Source organism: Microvirga thermotolerans, assembly GCF_009363855.1.
Classification (GTDB): domain Bacteria; phylum Pseudomonadota; class Alphaproteobacteria; order Rhizobiales; family Beijerinckiaceae; genus Microvirga; species Microvirga thermotolerans.
The window spans coordinates 456,132-472,531 of the sequence record NZ_CP045423.1 but is presented as its reverse complement, the minus strand read 5'-3'; the positions used below and the strand labels follow the sequence as shown (position 1 = coordinate 472,531).

Here is a 16,400-nt window from a genome sequence, read left to right as displayed (position 1 = left end):
TCCCGCCTGGACGGCGAGCGCGCTCAGGGCGGAATCGGTCCCTCTCGCATCCAAGCTTTCAACTCCGGACGTCCACGCGGCGCCTATTTGATGAAGCCCTTGGACTTCAGGTAGTCGGCCGCAACCGTCTTCGCCGCCTCGCCGCCCACCTGGACGCGGGCGTTGAGCGTCTGGAGGGTGTTGAGGTCGAGCGATTCGAACACCGGCTTGAGGAGATCGGCGATCTTCGGGTTCTCCTTGAGAACCGCCTCGCGGACGATGGGGGCGGGCGCGTAGACCGGCTGCACGTTCTTGTCGTCCGCCATCACCACGAGGCCGGAGGGGGCGATGCCGCCGTCGGTGCCGTAGACCATGGCGGCGTTGGCTCCGTTGGTCTGCTCGGCGGCGGCCTTGATGGTGGCGGCCGTGTCGCCGCCGGACAGGACGATGAGCTGCTCGGGCTTCATCTTGAAGTCGTAGGCCTTCTGGAAGGCCGGCAGGGCGGCGGCGGAGTTCACGAATTCGGCGGAGGCCGCGAGGATCACCTTGCCGCCGCCGGAGACCCACCGGCCGAAGTCGGACATGCTGGCGAGCTTGTTGGGGCCGGCCACGTCCTTGCGGACGGCGATCGCCCAGGTGTTGTTGGCGGGCGAAGGCGCGAGCCAGACGATCCTGTTGGCATCGTAATCGAGCTTCTTCGCCGCTTCGTAACCCTTGGCGGCGTCCTTCCAGACCGGGTCGTCGGCCTTGTTGAAGAAGAAGCCCGCATTGCCCGTGTATTCGGGATAGATGTCGATCTCGCCCGCGGCGATGGCCTTGCGCACCACGGGGGTCGCGCCGAGCTGGATCCGGTCCTGGGTCTTGATGCCGTTGGCGCTGAGCACCTGCAGGATGATGTTGCCGAGGACGGAGCCCTCCGTGTCGATCTTGGAGGAGACCACCACGTCCGCCCGGGCGGCGAGGGCGGAGAGGCTCAGGGCGACGAGCGCGGCGAGGGATTTCAGAACGGCTTTCATGGAACGGTTCCTTCGGAGGCGCCGGAAACCGGCATTCCTCATTTAGGGCCCGTTCCGGAGGCCGACAGACCCGACCGCCGCGATTCCGGAGGACCTCTTCCGTTAAGGCTAACGGACGCGGTCCCGCATCGACCCGATGCGGGACCGGCGGCGCCTTCGGGCGGGGTGCCCGCCTCAGGCGGTCATCGTGCCCTGCGGCTCCTGGGCGATGGTGAAGCGGACCTGGGCCTGGGGACGGTGGTCCTCGGAAAGGTAGCGCCAGGTGCGCTCGGCGTCGCTGCGGCTCTCGAACGGGCCGACCACCCGCTCGGTGCCCTCGATCAGGGTCTCGAAGTCGGTGGAGGTGTATTCGCCCCCCACCACCCAGTAGCGAATCTTCTGCATGGCTGTTCTCCGTCGGTTCGGGGTCATTCGGCCGCCTGGAGGGCGGATGCGGACTGGAACTGGGCGGTCTCCGTGGAATCGCCCATGGCGGTCGTCGAGGACTTGCCGCCGGTGATGGCGAGGGAGACCTGGTCGAAGTAGCCGGTGCCCACCTCGCGCTGGTGGCGGGTCGCGGTGTAGCCGTCGGCCTCCGCCGCGAACTCGCGGGCCTGGAGCTCGGAATAGGCGCCCATGCCGCGCTCCCGGTAGCCGCGCGCCAGATCGAACATGCCGTAGTTGAGCTGGTGGAAGCCGGCGAGCGTCACGAACTGGAACTTGTAGCCCATGGCCCCCAGCTCGCGCTGGAACTTGGCGATGGTGGCGTCGTCGAGCTTCTTCTTCCAGTTGAAGGACGGCGAGCAGTTGTAGGCCAGGAGCTTGCCGGGATAGCGCCTGTGGATGGCCTCGGCGAACTTCCGCGCGTCGTCGAGATCCGGATGGGAGGTCTCCCACCACAGCAGGTCGGCGAACTCCGCATAGGCCAGGCCGCGGGCGATGCAGTGGTCGAGGCCCGTGCCCTCCTTCAGGCGGTAGAAGCCCTCCGGCGTGCGGCTGTCCGGCTCGATGAAGGGACGGTCGCGCTCGTCCACGTCGGAGGTGATGAGGCGGGCGGACTCCGCGTCGGTGCGGGCCATGATGAGGGTGGAGGTGCCCATGACGTCGGCGGCGAGCCGGGCCGCGACGAGGTTGCGCTCGTGGGCGGAGGTGGGGATCAGGACCTTGCCGCCGAGATGGCCGCACTTCTTCTCGGAGGCCAGCTGGTCCTCGAAGTGCACGCCCGCCGCGCCGGCCTCGATGTAGGCCTTCATGATCTCGAAGGTGTTGAGCGGCCCGCCGAAGCCCGCCTCCGCGTCGGCCACGATGGGCAGGAACCAGTCCCGCTTCGCCCCGCCCTCCGCGTGCTCGATCTGGTCGGCCCGCTGGAGCGTGCGGTTGATGCGCCGGCACAGCTCCGGGCCCGAATTCGCCGGATAGAGCGACTGGTCCGGATACATGGCGCCGGCCACGTTGGCGTCCGCCGCGACCTGCCAGCCCGACAGGTAGATCGCCTCGAGCCCGGCGCGGGCCATCTGCATGGCCTGGTTGCCGGTCATGGCGCCGAGGGAGTGGACGTAGGGGCGCTCCTGGAGCAGCCGCCACAGGCGCTGCGCGCCGCGCTCGGCGAGGGTGTAGGCGATCGGAACCGAACCGCGCAGCCGCAGCACGTCATCGAGCGAATAGGGACGGCGGATGCCGTCGAAGCGCCCCGCGGGGGCGGAGGCGAACAGCTCGTCGAACGAGGCCGGGTTCTGGGGAGCGGTCATCGGGCGTCCTTCCATTTACAAATGTTGACAATTCCTGCCCGCCATCCACAATCCTCTGGAGCGGCAGGCTCTGCACATCAGTAACGGCCAAGGACGAATTCGTTTCAACGCCTGTTTTCGGAAGAAAAGTGGACTTGTAAAATCTCGACACGGCAGGCGGAGTAAACCGGTAAAGAAATTTACAGATGGACGATTCCAAGAAACTCTTCGTCGGCCCCCGCCTGAAGCGCCTGCGCCGCGAGCTGAACCTCAGCCAGGCCAGCATGGCCGAGGAGCTCGGGCTCTCGCCGAGCTATCTCAACCTGATGGAGCGCAACCAGCGGCCGATCACGGCCCAGGTGCTGATCCGGCTCGCCCACACCTATTCCCTCGACCCGCGCGAATTCGCCAGCGACGACGCGGAGCGGACCGCCTCCGAGCTGGAGGAGGTCTTCGCCGACCCCCTGTTCCGCAGCACCCCCGTGCCCCGCCTGGAGCTGCGCGAGACCGTCGAGGCGGCCCCCGGCCTCGTCGACGCGGTGAACCGGCTCTACCGGGCCTACGTGGCCCTGCGCAGCGCGCGCGAGGCGCAGGCGCCCGAGGTCGGCGACAGGGACCGGGCGGAGGGCGCGCCGCAGGACAACCCGGTCGACCGGGTGCGGCACCTCATCCAGGAGGCGCGGAACTACTTTCCGGAGCTCGACGAGGCGGCGGAGGCCCTCGCCGCCGACCTGCAGGCGACCGGGCACGAGCCCTTCTTCGCCATCGCCGAGCGGCTGCGCGTCAGGCACGGGATCCGCGTGCGCGTCATGCCCGTCGACGTGATGTCCGATTCGCTCCGGCGCTACGACCATCACCGCCGCCAGCTGCTCATCTCCGAGATGGTCGATCCGTCCGGCCGCACCTTCCAGGCGGCCTACCAGCTCGCCTTCGCCGAGATGCGCCAGACCGTCGACGACCTTGCGGCGCGGCTGGAGCCCGCCGAGGGCCCCGCCCGGCGGCTGCTGAGGGTCTCCCTCGCCAACTACTTCGCCGGCGCCCTGATGATGCCCTACGGCAAGTTCCACGCCGCCGCCGAGGCCCTCGGCTACGACGTGGAGGTGCTCGGCGCGCGCTTCGGCGCGAGCTTCGAGCAGGTCGCCCACCGGCTGACGACCCTCGCCCGCCCGGGAGCGCGCGGCATCCCGTTCTTCCTGGTGCGGGTGGATTCGGCCGGCAACGTGTCGAAGCGCTTCTCGTCCGGGCGCTTCCCCTTCTCCCAGTACGGCGGCACCTGCCCCCTCTGGAACGTGCATGCGACCTTCAAGGCGCCGGGACAGATCGTGACGCAGATCGTCGAACTGCCCGACATGTCGCGGTGGTTCTCGGTGGCCCGCACGGTCAGGCGCGCCTCGACCGCCTGGGGGACGCCCGACCCGCAGTTCGCGGTGGGTCTCGGCTGCGAGCTGAAATACGCCCCCCGCCTCGTCTATGCCCGCGGGCTCGACCTTTCCGCGCCGGACCCGACCCCCATCGGCATCAACTGCCGCCTGTGCGAGCGGGTGGCCTGCCCGCAGCGCGCCGCGCCGCCCCTGATGCATGCCCTGATCGTGGACGAGATGCGGCGCGGGGTGTCGCCCTTCGAGTTCGATCCGGCGTAACCGGCCCAGATGCGACCCGACCGGATCAGGCGCAGTTTTCGCTTTTCTCGCGTCCCATCCTCGACTATTCACCGAAACGACATATCGTTCTGGAGCGCTGTGCGGCGTGGCGGCCGCTCTGCCGCCTTCCCTGCCAAGCCAAGGCACCGGTCATGAACACCTTCTCCTTCACGCCAGGCATGGTCGTGGTAAACGCGTTCAATCGCGAGACCTTCATCTTCACGAAGCCCGAAAAGCCGGAATATGCCGAATTCGAGGTCCATCTTGAGCCTGGCGGCTCGGGCGGCGGCAACGCCATCTCGCATGTTCACCCGGCGACCGACGAGACCTTCACGGTTCGTTCGGGCCGCTTGGGCGTTTCGATCAACGGTGTCATGAATACGCTCGAGTCGGGCGAGAGCATCACCGTACCGCGCGGCGCACCGCATTTCTTCGTCAACGCTCATGAAGGCGACACGGAGATCGTCGTCCGGTTCACGCCGGCCCAGAAGCAGCTTCGCTTCTTTCTGAATTTCTCAACTGCCACGGTGACGCACCCTGAATGGTTCAGCGCCAAGGGGGAGCCCCCTCTCCTGCTGATGGCGCTCACCCTGCACACGTTCAAAGACCACTTCTATGTGGCCGGGCCGCCTATTTGGTTGCAGAAGCTACTGTTCGCGGCGCTCTCGCCCATCGCACGGCTTCGCGGCTACAGAATATTGGTCGGGCCGCACACCGAAATCGGCTGACCGGCCCTGCCATGCTCAGAGCGACCTCTTCGCGACTGATGTTCCGGGCCTCGATACGCCGAGCCAATGGTCGAGGAAGCGGTCGAGCCACAGCGACACCTGCGGATCGTAGAGGAAGCGCCCCTCGATCTGCCGGGCGCGGTCCTGCGCCCCCGGCATGGCGAGGCGCTCCGCCGCGCGCACGGTCCAGCGGCAGATCATGGCGTGCGTGACCTCCGGATGGAACTGGAGGCCGTAGGCCGCCGCCCCGGCGCGGATGGCCTGGGTGGGAAAGTCGTCTCCCGTGGCGAGCATGTCGGCGCCCGAGGGGCAGTCGAACCCCTCCCGGTGCCAGTGATAGACGTGGCTCGGCCAGGGCACCTTCCATGCCTCGCTCAGCGCGGCTCCGGCCGGCGTGGGGACGAGGGGATAATAGCCGATCTCGGCGCGCCCGTCGGGATGCTCCCAGACCCGGGCGCCGAGATGCTTGGCCAGCATCTGCGCGCCGAGGCACAGGCCGAGAAAGGGCTTGTTCTCGCGCAGGGGAATGCGGATCCAGTCGATCTCCGCCTTGACGAAGCCGTCGCCGTCGTTGGCGCTCATCGGCCCGCCGAAGATGATCGCGCCCGCATGGCCGGCCAGGGTCTCGGGCAGAGGGTCGCCGTAGCGGGGGCGGCGGATGTCGAGGGCGTGCCCCCGCTCCTGGAGCAGCCGCCCGACCCGGCCGGGCGTCGAATGCTCCTGGTGAAGGACGATGAGGACGGGTGCGCGCAGGGACGGCTCAGCCATGACGGTCACCGGAGGCGTGCGGTGCGAGGGCCTCGCGCCTGACGGCGGAGAACTCCGCCTCGGTAAGGCCGAGGAGGCGCCCCGTGCGCCAGATGAGATCGTCCTCGAACGCGTGCACGACGCCGTCGGAGGCCGCGATGCGGTAGGCGAGGGCCAGCAGGCCCGGCCGCTCCGCGGGCGGGATGTCCCGGACGATCCGGTCGATGAGGGACGTGGCGGGATCGAGCATCGCGGCGCCGCCGCGGGCCCGCGCGACGAGGCTTTCGGCCTCCTCGATCGTGAGACCGAAACGGGCCTGCAGGAGGCTGCGCATCTCCGCCTCCTCGACCGCGAGGCGGCGGCCGTCCGCATGGGTGACGAGAGCGAGAAGCGCGGCCACGGTGAACCGCTCCCCGTGCTCGACCGCTCCTTCCGGAACGGCGGCCGGGCCGAAGAACGCGCGAAGATGGGACATGAAGGACATGGCGGGATATTCGAGGCGGGGCGGTTTCTCTGCAAGCGGTCGCGGCACGGTCAGGCTACCCTGGCCGAGCCGCCCGGCGAAAGTGTCACAGCCACGGCCGAGCATGCCCCAACGGCAGATCGACGGAACGGGATTCGTGAAGGAAAGATCTTGAAATCGCAGAGCTATTCCCATCAAAATGGCTGGTATTGCCAAGCTCGGCACCCGGCATGCGACTTTCGGAGGGGGAGCTTCGCCGCTCGGAGGGCTTCCATGCGCCGAAGCATGCTTTGGCGCTGGACTGTATGGTGGTACATGCTACTGATTCTCGGCAATGTCGGTGACGTTGTAGCGTCGGTGACATTCGGGAAGCATGTGTTCCGGCGTCCCTGCCTGCCGGGGGCGCCAGCCAGAAAAAGAAAGTAAAGCTGTGACCGAAAGCCTGACGAGCAGCGGCGATCTGAACGGCCTGCGTGTCCTGGTCGTGGAGGACGAAGCCGCAATTTCCCTGCTGCTCGAGGACATGCTGCTCGACTTCGGCTGCGAAGTCATCGGCCCGGCGGCGCGCCTTTCGGCGGCTCTCGACGCGGTGGCGAACGAGCAGGTCGACATCGCCATCCTCGACGTGAACGTGGCGGGGGAGCCGATCTATCCCGTCGCCGAAGCCCTCGCGCAACGCTCCATCCCCTTCGTGTTCTCCACCGGCTACGGCAGCGCCGGCATCCGCGACGCCTTCCGCAACCGTCCCGTGCTGCAGAAGCCCTTCGCGCAGAACGACCTCAAGCAGAAGCTGCTGCTCGCCCGGAGCGCCGTGGCCTGAGGGCTGCATCGATTCATTCCGGGCCGCCCGTCCGTTCAGGATGTGCGGGAAAACACGGCCAAGATTTGCCTGCTGCGCTTTCCAGTTACGTTATCCCAGGGTAAGCTTTGCCTTAAATTCCTGGGCATACAGTAACATTTTTGGCGAATTCCCGATGCGATCCCGCCTCCTGCGCCTCCTGACGGCGACGAGCACCCTTGCGCTCGGTCTGACCGGCGCTCACGCCCAGTCGCCGGTGCCGCGGCCCACGCCCATCGCGGGCTCCATCGTCGCGGCGAAGGGCGGCGAGGAGCTGCGCTTCGTGCGCGAGGACGGCTGGCGCAACGCCGAGATCCGGCAGGACGTGATCGCCGGCGACGTGCTGCGCACCAACGCCATCGGCAACCTGGCGATCCTGTTCGCCGACCGGACCCAGATCCGCGTCGGCCGCAACTCCATCCTGACCGTCAATGCGGTGGCGAACGGCGCCGACGGCACGACCGAGCTCGGCCTCCAGTCGGGCGCCATCTGGGCCCGGGCCGCGCGCGGCGGCTCCGGCGTGGACGTGAAGACGCCGGCGGCGGTGGCGGCGATCCGCGGCACGGACTGGTCGCTGTCCGTGGACGGCGCCGGCAAGACCGCCCTCGTGGTGCTGGAGGGCGTGGTGGAGCTGCGCAATGCGCAGGGGTCCGTCACCGTGCGGCAGGGCGAGGGGGCCGTCGCCGCCATCGGACAGGCGCCGACGAAGTACGTCCTCGTCAATTCCAACGACCGCGAGCAGATGCTGTTCTACATGACGCTGCGCGATGCGTTCTCCGCGCAGACCACGTCGAACCTGACCGGACCCGCGCTGCGCGCGGAGCGGGCCCGCATCGCGGCGGTTCCGCCGCAGGCGCGCCGGGCGGAGGACTGGCTCAGCCTCGCCGAGATCGCCCTCTCCCTCGACGGCCGCGCCGTGGCGGAGCAGGCCCTCGCCGAGGCCCGCAGCCGCGGCCTCACCGGCGCGCAGCGCGCCCGCGCCGAGCTGGTCGAGGGCATGCTCGCCGGCCTCCAGCGGCGCTGGCAGGACGCGGCGGGCCACTTCGCGCGGGCGGAGCGGGGCCTCGATGCGAAGCGGAGGACCCTCGCCGCGTACGGGCGCTACATCGCCCTCTCCCTCGCGAACCCGAAGACCGCCTATGCCGAGCCGCGCGCCGCCGGGAACGACCCGGTCGCCGCCCTCGCCCATGCCTATGTGGTCGCGTTCAAGCAGGACCTGACCGCCGCCGCGGAGGTCGTCCGGGCCGCGGAAAAGCGCTTTCCCAACGACACCCGCATCGCCGTCACGGCGGCGCGCATCGCCTTCGCCCTGAACCGGCGCGAGGAGATGCGGGCCTCCATCGCCCGCGCGAAGGCCATCGACCCGGACGATCCCGACGTGATCCTCGCCGACAGCGGCATCCGCGGCGAGATCGACGGCGAATACGCCGCCGCCGTAGGCGCGCTGCGCAAGGCCGCGGCCGCCGCGCCGGGCCATTCGGACCTCTGGAACACCATCGGCCTCTTCGAATCGACGCGGGATGCGCCGCTCGCCGCGGAGGAGGCCCTGCGCCGGGCCGTCGCGGCGGACCCGGACAATCCCGTCCCCTATGCCAACCTGGCGATCCTGCTCCTCGACCAGAGCCGGGTCGAGGAGGCGAAGGCGCTCATCGACAAGGCGCTCTCCCTCGATCCCGCCTTCAGCACCGGCTACATCGCCCTGGGGCGCTACCTGCTCCAGACCGGGCAGACCGCCAGGGGGATCGAGGCGATCCTCGCCGGATCGACCGCCAACCCGGCCTATTCCCAGGGGCTGCTCGCGACCGCCATCGCCTATTACCAGAACGGCGACGACGAGCTCGCCCTTCAGGCGCTCGACAACGCGGACCGGCTCGACCCGAACGATCCCATCGTGTCCATCGCCCGCACGGCGATCGCCCTCGACCGGTACCGGGCCGACGAGGCGATCCTGAGCGCCCGGGAAGCCGTGCGCCGGTTCCGGCAGCGGGGAGGCGATTTCGCGGGCCTCGCGGTGAACCGGCAGGCGGGTTCCTACCCGGCCCAGGCCTATCGCTTCATCGACCTGAACGAATGGGCGCGCTTCTACGGCGACCGGGTCTTCGATCCCTTCACCGCCTCGAGCTATTTCGACCAGGCGGTCGCGCGGCGGCCCCGCCTCCTCACGACGCGGCCGAACGTCTCCTCCATCCTCGGCGAGGACGTGGACCTGACCGCCTTCAACCTGTCCGTCCAGGGCCTCTTCTTCGATCCGCTGGCGGTCTCCGGCCGCGTCGGGCGGCAGGATCTCCTGCGCCGCCCCTTCCTCGACACGGAGGTCGGCGGCAGCCTCTTCGTGCATGACGGCCGGGTCGGCTGGGGAGCGGACGCCACCGTCCAGGGCTTCTCGAACGAACCTGCGCCCACGTCGTTCTCGCTCTCCGCGGGCCGGACACGGATCGACGCCCGGGAGACGCCGGACAAGGAGGCCGCCGACACCGCCTCCTTCTTCGTCGGCATGGCGCCCTCGGCGGCGGACCGCTTCCTGGTCTTCGGCTCGGCCGCGAAGGCGGAGCCGCCCCTGTTGAGCGTCAACCGGCCGACCCGGTTCTACGCCGCCGACCAGGATCTCACCTCCATGCAGGCGGGCGCGGGCTGGAGCCACAGCTTCGCCGACCGGAACGTGCTGACCGCCGCCGTCTATGCCAATCGCGGGCTCGACCGCAGGTTCTTCGAGTCCGTGAACACCGAACTGTTTCCCCTCGTCATCGGCCAGCGGCAATGGACGAGCGGGCGGACCGAGGGCATGGTCGCGGCGGTCAACCACGCGGTCGGCTTCGGCGACCTCACCCTCCGCTACGGGTACGAGGGTCAGTTCGGGCGCAGCTTCGCCAGCGCTTTCGGGCGCGGCGTCGCGGCGAACGCCCTCTCGATGGAGAGCGCTTCGGCGGACACGGGAGACCGCACCGAGGCCGACTTCAGGGCCGACAGGCTCTATGCCGACCTCTTCTGGCGCCCCTCGGACCGGTTCGAGGCGCAGGCCGGCGTGCAGCGCTCCTTCCTCGACCTCGAAGGGCGGCCTTCGGACACGCTCGTGTCGCCGCGCCTCGGCGTCGCCGTCTCGCCGCTGGAGGGCCATTGGCTGAGGGCGGCCTACCGCCAGGACGGCAACCTGCCCCTCGCCTTCACCCTCTCGCCGATCACGACGGTAGGCCTCGTGCCCAACGCCCTGCCGCTCGCCCTCGGCGGGCGGACGGACACCCTGGCCCTGCGCTGGGACGCGGAATGGACGCCGCACGTGTTCACCGCCGTCGAGTACCAGCGCCAGGACATGCGCAACCTCGACCTGCCCCTGTCCAACACCTTCGACAGCCTGGCGATCGGCAAGGCCCGCGTCGAGCGGCTCGCGGCCACCGCCAACCTCTGGCTCGGCTACGGGATCGGCGTGTTCGGCACGGTGGGCATGACCTCGACCGAGGTGCGCTCCGACGAGGCGCCCGGGATCGACGTGCCGTTCGTCGCGGGGCGCTTCGCCCGCGCGGGCATCGCCTTCGTGCATCCGAGCCGCCTGAAGCTCACCCTGGCGGAGACCTTCGTGGGCGACCGCACCGGCAACCTCTCCGGCGTGAAGCTGGACGACTACTGGACGACGGACGCCTCCGTCTCCTGGGAGACGCCGGACCGGCGCCTCCTCCTCGGCCTGACGGTGGCGAACCTGTTCGACCGCGATTTCGAGACCGCGCCGGGCATTCCGGGGCTGGGGCGCACCTTCGCCGCCACCATGAAGGCCCGGTTCTAGAACGGGCCCAGGGTGAACGGCGGGCCGACAGTTCAGGGAGGACGGGACCCTGCCTCGCGGGAGGAGTTCCGGCGGCACGCCGCCATCCCGCTCGTCGTGGCCGCGCTGCTGGCGCCCCTCTCGTTCTTCCCGCCCCTCGGCCTGATCGAGGCCCGGCTCTTCGACCTGTTCTCGACCCTGGCGCCTCCGCGGCCGGACCGGCCGGGCGCCATCGTCGTGGCGATCGACGAGCCCTCCTTCTCCGAGGTCGGACAGCGCTGGCCCTGGTCCCGGGACCTGCACGCCCGGCTGATCGAGCGTCTCCGGGAGGCGGGCGCGAAGGTCGTCGCCCTCGACATCATCTTCGCCGATCCCTCCACGGAGGAGGCGGACCGCCGCCTCGCCGCGGCGCTCGGCCCGGACGTGGTCCTGGCGGCGGACGACGTCACGACGCCCCTCGACCAGGGGACGCAGATCACCCGGGTCAACCCGCTCGACCCGTTCCTGGACGCGGGCGCCCGCCCCGGCGTCACCTCGGTGGACCTGGACGGCGACGCCTATCTGCGCCGCATGCCCCTCGCCGCGGACGGCTTCGCCGCGCAGGCCCTGCGCCTTGCCGGGCAGGCGACGGAGCCCCCGCCGGAGGGAGCCCTGATCCAGTATTTCGGCGGGCCGCGCACCTATCCCACCGTCTCGTTCTATCAGGCCCTCGACCCGCAGGCCTTCCTGCGGCCGGGATACTTCAAGGACGCGGTCGTCCTCGTCGGCCTGAGCCTCAAGGCGGCCACGGCGGCCGAGGCGGGCGCTCCGGACACCTTCGCCACGCCCTACACCCTCTTCAGCCAGAGCCTCACCGCCGGCGTGGAGGTCCAGGCCACGATCCTCGACAACCTACGGCACCGGCTCTACGCGGTGCCCCTGCCCCGCCCGGCCATGGCCGGGCTCGTGGCCGCGGCGGCCGCCCTGGCGGCCTGTCTGTGCCGGAACGGCATGTCCCGCCGGACCGTCCTCGCCGCCGCCCTGAACCTGATCCTGATCCTGGCGGGAGCCTGGGCGCTGCTGCGCTTCGGGCGGGTCTGGGCGCCGCCCGTCCTTCCCGTCGCGGCGGCGCTCGGGGTGTTCGGGGCGCGGTTCGGCCTGGACTACGTCCACGAACGGCGGATGCGTCACGCGGTGTCGGAGGCCTTCTCGCGCTATCTCTCTCCCGACCTGGTGGCGCAGCTCGCCCGCAACCCATCCGCCCTGAAGCTGGGGGGCGAGCGGCGGAACCTCTCGATCCTGTTCTGCGACGTGCGCGGCTTCACGAGCCTGTCGGAGCGGCTGAAGGACGAGCCGGAGCGCCTGACGGGCCTCATCAACCGCCTGCTCGACCCGCTCTCCGAGGCGGTGCTGGCCGAGAAGGGCACCATCGACAAGTACATGGGCGACTGCGTGATGGCCTTCTGGAACGCGCCGCTCCCGAGCCCGGACCATCCGGCGCGGGCGGTGGGCGCGGCGCTGCGCATGCTGGAAGCGGTCGACAGGCTCAACGCCGCGCTGCGGGCGGAGGAAGGCGAACACGCCCCCGCCTTCGCCATCGGGGTCGGCATCAACACCGGCGACTGCGTCGTGGGCAACGTGGGCTCGCGCTGGCGCTACGACTATTCCGTGCTCGGGGACACGGTGAACCTGGCCTCCCGCCTGGAGGGCCTGTCGAAGGAATACGGCGTCTCGCTGATCCTGGGACCGGCGACGGCGGAGGCGGTCCGGGACCGCTACGCCCTGATCGAGCTCGACCGGATCGCCGTGCGCGGGCGGGCCGCCAGGTCCGCGATCTTCACCGTGGTCGCCCCCCTTGCCGGACCGCCGGATCCGGCCCTCGCCGAGCTTGCGGAGCGGCACGAACGCCTGCTCGAGGCGATGCGGGCCGGGCGCACGGCGGAAGCCCTCGCCCTCGTCGCGGCCTGCGAGCCCCTGGCGCCATCCCTGAAGGCCTATTACGGACGCATCCGGCAGCGCCTCTCCCGCCACGCCTGAAGGCCCCGCCGCACCCCGCCGCGCGAGCGGACCGGATGTGCTCTTGCAAGCCATTTGCAAAGAGTAACAACGACTTGCGCCCCGACCCGCCCGCTCTATAAGGTCGCCCTGACCCCGGCCCTCCTCTTTTCGTGACGCGATGGACAAGATTCAGAAACTTGCCATTGGCAGCATTTTCATCGGCGCAGTCGTCTTCGCCCTGAAAATCGCCGCCTACTTCCTCACCGGCAGCATCGCGCTCTATTCGGACGCCCTCGAGAGCATCATCAACCTCGTCACGGCGGTGGCGGCCTTCCTGGCCGTGCGGGTCAGCGCGCAGCCCGCGGACAAGAACCATCCTTACGGGCACCACAAGGTGGAATACTTCTCCGCCGTGCTCGAAGGGGTCCTCATCATCGTCGCGGCCATGATGATCCTCCGCGAGGCCTATTCCGCCTTCGCCCAGCCGAGGACCCTCGACATGCCGCTGGAGGGACTGGGGGTCAACGCGCTCGCGAGCTTCGTCAACGCCGCCTGGTCCTGGATCCTGATCCGGGAAGGGCGGCGGATGCGCTCGCCCGCCCTGGCCGCCGACGGCCGCCACCTGCTGACGGACGTCTACACCTCCGTCGGCGTGCTCGCGGGCCTCCTCTTCGTGCCCCTCACGGGCTGGCAATGGCTCGACCCGGCCATGGCCGCGGTCGTCGCCGTCAACATCCTCTGGTCGGGCTGGGGCCTGATGAAGGAGAGCATCGGCGGGCTGATGGACCAGGCGGTGCCGGAACGCACCCTGACCCGGGTGCGCGAGGTGATCGCCCTCAACGCGGAGGGCGCCATCGAGGCGCACGACCTGCGCACCCGCCATGCCGGGCGCGTCACCTTCATCGATTTCCACCTCGTCGTGCCCGGCGCCATGAGCGTCACCGACGCGCACGACATCTGCGACCGGCTCGAACGCGCGCTCAAGTCCGAGATCGACGACGCGCTGATCACGATCCACGTGGAGCCCGACGACAAGGCGAAGCACGCCGGAATCGTGGTCCTGTCATGAGGCCGAGCGACGCCGTTCCGGCTCTGTCCGGATAAGGCCGGACGCCGCGAGGGCGCGGGGGAGGTCCTGCGCCACGGCGGGCGGGCACAGGAGGAATCCCTGCGCCTCGTCGCAGCCCCGGGCTTCGAGCCATGCGAGCTGCTCCCGGGTCTCGACCCCCTCCGCGACCACCTTCTTGCCCAGCGCCCGCCCCAGGGCGAGGATGGCCTCGACGACCACGGCGCCTTGCGAGGAGCCCACCTCGCGGATGAAGGAACGGTCGATCTTGAGGGTGTCGATCGGCAGGCGGTTGAGATAGGCGAAGCTCGAATAGCCGGTGCCGAAATCGTCGAGGGCCATGGAGAAGCCGGCCTCCTTCAGCAGGTTCAGGCAGACGGCGACGCCGGGCTCGGGCTCGACGAGGCTGCTCTCCGTGATCTCGAGCTCGATCTGCGCCGGGTCGATCCCGTATCGCTCCGTCAGGGCGCGCAGGGCGGGATAGAAGTCGCTCCGCCGGATCTGCATGGCGGAAACGTTCAGCGACACCCGGACGCCGTCGAGGATTGTTCCCTTCCATTGCTGCAGCTGGCGGCAGACCTGCTCGATCACCCACCATCCGATGGGCACGATGAGGCCCGTCTCCTCCGCGATGCGGATGAAGCGCGACGGCGCGATCAGGATGTCCGCGCTGCGCAGCCGCACGAGCGCCTCGACCGCGACGACGCGGCGGGGAAGCAGCAGGACGCGCGGCTGGTAGTGCAGCTCGAAGGCGTTCGTCCTGACGGCCTGGCGCAGCATCGCCTCCGTGTCCGTCCTCTCGCGGACCTGCTCGTGCATGGCCTGCGAGAAGAACCGGTAGCTGCCCTTCCCGTCGCGCTTGACCTCGTAGAGCGCCACGTCGGCAGCCTGCATGAGGGTGGCGCTGTCGGCGCCGTCCCTGGGGAACAGGCTCGCTCCGAGGCTGATTCCCACATGGACCGGCTGGCCGATGCCTTTCAGATGGAACGTCTCCCCGATGGCCGCGATCACCCGCTCCGCGACGGCGGCAGCCGCCACCTCGTCCGTCACGTCCGGGAGGAGGATGCCGAACTCGTCGCCGGCCCAGCGGCAGACCGTGTCGCCCTCGCGCACGCAGGCGCGCAGGCGCTTGGCCACCTCCTCGAGCAGCCGGTCGCCCATGGAATGGCCGAGGGTGTCGTTGACGAGCTTGAGCCGGTCGAGGTCGCCGAACAGGACGGCGACGCCCGTGCCCACGCTCCGCGCCCGGGCGAGCGCCTGATCCAGGCGGCTCTTGAACAGGGTGCGGTTCGCAAGCCCCGTGAGCGGATCGTGATGGGCAAGATGCGCCAGCTGGGAGGTGAGCGCCCGCTGCTCGGTCACGTCGTGGAGCACCAGCACCCCGCCGACGATCGCGCCGGCCCGGTCGCGGATCGGGGCCGCCGTTTCCTCGACGGGGATGGCCGAGCCGTCGCGGCGCAGCAGCATGGTGTTGCGGCCGAGCCAGGCGGGATCGCTGCCCAGCGGCAACGAGCCGATGCAGAGAATCTGCCCGTCCTCGCCGCAGAAGGCGATCCGGAGAACCTCGTGCAGGGGACGCCCGACCGCTTCGTCGGACGTCCAGCCGGTCATCGATTCGGCGGCCGGGTTGAGCGACGTGACGCATCCGTTGACGTCCGTCGTCAGCACCCCGTCGCCGATGGAGCGGAGGGTCACCTGCGACAGCTCGTGCTCCCGGAAAAGCCTCTCCTCGGCCACCTTGCGGTCGGTGATGTTCTGGACCTGGGCCACGAAGTGCAGCGGCGCTCCCTGCGCGTCGCGCGCGAGCGAGGCGCTGACGATGGCATGGACCTCGTGGCCGCGCTTGTGGATGTAGCGCTTCTCCGCCGTATGCGCGGACCGCTCGCCGGCGATCATCGCGCTCACGGCCCGGAGATCCGCCGCGAGGTCGTCGGGATGGGTGATGTCCTGGAACGACAGGCGGGCGAGCTCCTCCGCCGTGTATCCCATCATCGCGCAATAGGCCCGGTTCACCTGCAGGAAGCGGCCTTCGGGGCTCACGAGGGCCATGCCGACGCCCGAGGTCTCGAAGGCGCCGGAAAAGCGCATCTCGCTTTCCTTGAGCCTCAGCTCCAGGGTGCGCCTCTGGCTGATATCCGAGACGAGGACGAAGAAGCCGCGGACGCTGCCGTCCTCGGACCGGTCGGGCGAATAGCTGCCCTGGACGAAGCGCGGCCCCGCGACGGTCATGAGGGTCTGCTCGTAGACGATCGGCTCGCCCGCGAGCACCCGCTCGATAAAGGGCTTGATCGCGGCGTAGTTCGCCTCGCCCAGGATCTCGCGGACGGTCCGCCCCAGCACCTCCTGCGGCTCGACCCCGTACCATTCCCGGTAGGTGTTGTTGGTGAACAGGTAGCGTTCCTGGCGGTCGACATACCCCATCAATGCCGGAACATTGTTGAGGATCGACATTCCGAGGAGTTTCGATGCCTCTGCCATTCTTCCTT

The 16,400-nt window shown here is 69.6% G+C and carries 12 protein-coding genes; 6 read left to right on the top strand and 6 right to left on the bottom strand.

The genetic code is table 11. The annotated features are described in order from the left end of the window. Nucleotides 1-83: 83 nt before the first annotated feature. The 3 genes from osmF to aceA form a co-directional block, all read right to left on the bottom strand. Entirely contained in the window at nucleotides 84-995 is a 912-nt protein-coding gene (gene osmF / locus GDR74_RS02225) for a glycine betaine ABC transporter substrate-binding protein OsmF (protein WP_152584773.1), read from the bottom strand. A 174-nt stretch (nucleotides 996-1,169) separates the two neighbouring features. Beyond that, on the bottom strand, nucleotides 1,170-1,379 hold the full coding sequence (locus tag GDR74_RS02220) for a DUF4170 domain-containing protein (RefSeq protein WP_152584772.1): 210 nt from the start codon (nucleotides 1,377-1,379) through the stop codon (nucleotides 1,170-1,172). A gap of 23 nt (nucleotides 1,380-1,402) precedes the next feature. After that, nucleotides 1,403-2,722, bottom strand: coding sequence for an isocitrate lyase (aceA, locus tag GDR74_RS02215; protein ID WP_152584771.1), 1,320 nt, complete (start codon nucleotides 2,720-2,722; stop codon nucleotides 1,403-1,405). Nucleotides 2,723-2,907: 185 nt separating this feature from the next. On the opposite strand from aceA, the gene GDR74_RS02210 reads away from it, so the two are divergent. Both GDR74_RS02210 and GDR74_RS02205 read left to right on the top strand, forming a co-directional pair. Further along, complete coding sequence (locus GDR74_RS02210) at nucleotides 2,908-4,341, top strand: helix-turn-helix domain-containing protein (RefSeq protein WP_152584770.1); 1,434 nt, start codon at nucleotides 2,908-2,910, stop codon at nucleotides 4,339-4,341. Between the two features lie 152 nt (nucleotides 4,342-4,493). Next, complete coding sequence (locus GDR74_RS02205) at nucleotides 4,494-5,069, top strand: cupin domain-containing protein (protein WP_152584769.1); 576 nt, start codon at nucleotides 4,494-4,496, stop codon at nucleotides 5,067-5,069. A 15-nt stretch (nucleotides 5,070-5,084) separates the two neighbouring features. Here GDR74_RS02205 and GDR74_RS02200 read toward each other — a convergent pair whose 3' ends face one another. Both GDR74_RS02200 and GDR74_RS02195 read right to left on the bottom strand, forming a co-directional pair. Beyond that, nucleotides 5,085-5,837 carry a glutamine amidotransferase gene (locus tag GDR74_RS02200; RefSeq protein ID WP_152584768.1) on the bottom strand — a complete coding sequence of 251 codons (753 nt, stop codon included), beginning with the start codon at nucleotides 5,835-5,837 and terminating at the stop codon, nucleotides 5,085-5,087. Then, nucleotides 5,830-6,291 (bottom strand): tellurite resistance TerB family protein, encoded by a 462-nt coding sequence (locus GDR74_RS02195; RefSeq protein ID WP_194164605.1) that lies wholly within the window; start codon nucleotides 6,289-6,291, stop codon nucleotides 5,830-5,832. The genes GDR74_RS02200 and GDR74_RS02195 overlap by 8 nt, the downstream gene beginning before the upstream one ends. Before the next feature lie 418 nt (nucleotides 6,292-6,709). Here GDR74_RS02195 and GDR74_RS02190 point away from each other — a divergent pair, with 418 nt between their 5' ends. The 4 genes from GDR74_RS02190 (at nucleotide 6,710) to GDR74_RS02175 (ending at nucleotide 13,917) form a co-directional block, all read left to right on the top strand. Beyond that, nucleotides 6,710-7,099: a response regulator gene (locus GDR74_RS02190; RefSeq protein ID WP_152584766.1), complete on the top strand. Its 390-nt coding sequence runs from the start codon at nucleotides 6,710-6,712 to the stop codon at nucleotides 7,097-7,099. Nucleotides 7,100-7,253: 154 nt separating this feature from the next. After that, nucleotides 7,254-10,892, top strand: a complete 3,639-nt coding sequence (locus tag GDR74_RS02185; RefSeq protein WP_194164604.1) for a tetratricopeptide repeat protein — start codon at nucleotides 7,254-7,256, stop codon at nucleotides 10,890-10,892. Nucleotides 10,893-10,904: 12 nt separating this feature from the next. Further along, nucleotides 10,905-12,887 carry a CHASE2 domain-containing protein gene (locus GDR74_RS02180; protein WP_246179826.1) on the top strand — a complete coding sequence of 661 codons (1,983 nt, stop codon included), beginning with the start codon at nucleotides 10,905-10,907 and terminating at the stop codon, nucleotides 12,885-12,887. A 139-nt stretch (nucleotides 12,888-13,026) separates the two neighbouring features. Beyond that, nucleotides 13,027-13,917: a cation diffusion facilitator family transporter gene (locus GDR74_RS02175; protein ID WP_152584764.1), complete on the top strand. Its 891-nt coding sequence runs from the start codon at nucleotides 13,027-13,029 to the stop codon at nucleotides 13,915-13,917. Here the strand turns inward: GDR74_RS02175 and GDR74_RS02170 are convergent. Continuing rightward, on the bottom strand, nucleotides 13,912-16,392 hold the full coding sequence (locus GDR74_RS02170) for a sensor domain-containing protein (RefSeq protein ID WP_152584763.1): 2,481 nt from the start codon (nucleotides 16,390-16,392) through the stop codon (nucleotides 13,912-13,914). The genes GDR74_RS02175 and GDR74_RS02170 overlap by 6 nt on opposite strands. Nucleotides 16,393-16,400 lie beyond the last annotated feature (8 nt).

What these genes read in the sequence shown, in the direction of transcription:
- osmF (WP_152584773.1), bottom strand. Translation starts at nt 995, where the DNA reads ATGAAAGCCGTTCTGAAATCCCTCGCCGCGCTCGTCGCCCTGAGCCTC.
- GDR74_RS02185 (WP_194164604.1), top strand. Translation starts at nt 7,254, where the DNA reads ATGCGATCCCGCCTCCTGCGCCTCCTGACGGCGACGAGCACCCTTGCG.
- GDR74_RS02210 (WP_152584770.1), top strand. Translation starts at nt 2,908, where the DNA reads ATGGACGATTCCAAGAAACTCTTCGTCGGCCCCCGCCTGAAGCGCCTG.
- GDR74_RS02220 (WP_152584772.1), bottom strand. Translation starts at nt 1,379, where the DNA reads ATGCAGAAGATTCGCTACTGGGTGGTGGGGGGCGAATACACCTCCACC.
- GDR74_RS02205 (WP_152584769.1), top strand. Translation starts at nt 4,494, where the DNA reads ATGAACACCTTCTCCTTCACGCCAGGCATGGTCGTGGTAAACGCGTTC.
- GDR74_RS02200 (WP_152584768.1), bottom strand. Translation starts at nt 5,837, where the DNA reads ATGGCTGAGCCGTCCCTGCGCGCACCCGTCCTCATCGTCCTTCACCAG.
- GDR74_RS02170 (WP_152584763.1), bottom strand. Translation starts at nt 16,392, where the DNA reads ATGGCAGAGGCATCGAAACTCCTCGGAATGTCGATCCTCAACAATGTT.
- GDR74_RS02175 (WP_152584764.1), top strand. Translation starts at nt 13,027, where the DNA reads ATGGACAAGATTCAGAAACTTGCCATTGGCAGCATTTTCATCGGCGCA.
- aceA (WP_152584771.1), bottom strand. Translation starts at nt 2,722, where the DNA reads ATGACCGCTCCCCAGAACCCGGCCTCGTTCGACGAGCTGTTCGCCTCC.
- GDR74_RS02195 (WP_194164605.1), bottom strand. Translation starts at nt 6,291, where the DNA reads ATGTCCCATCTTCGCGCGTTCTTCGGCCCGGCCGCCGTTCCGGAAGGA.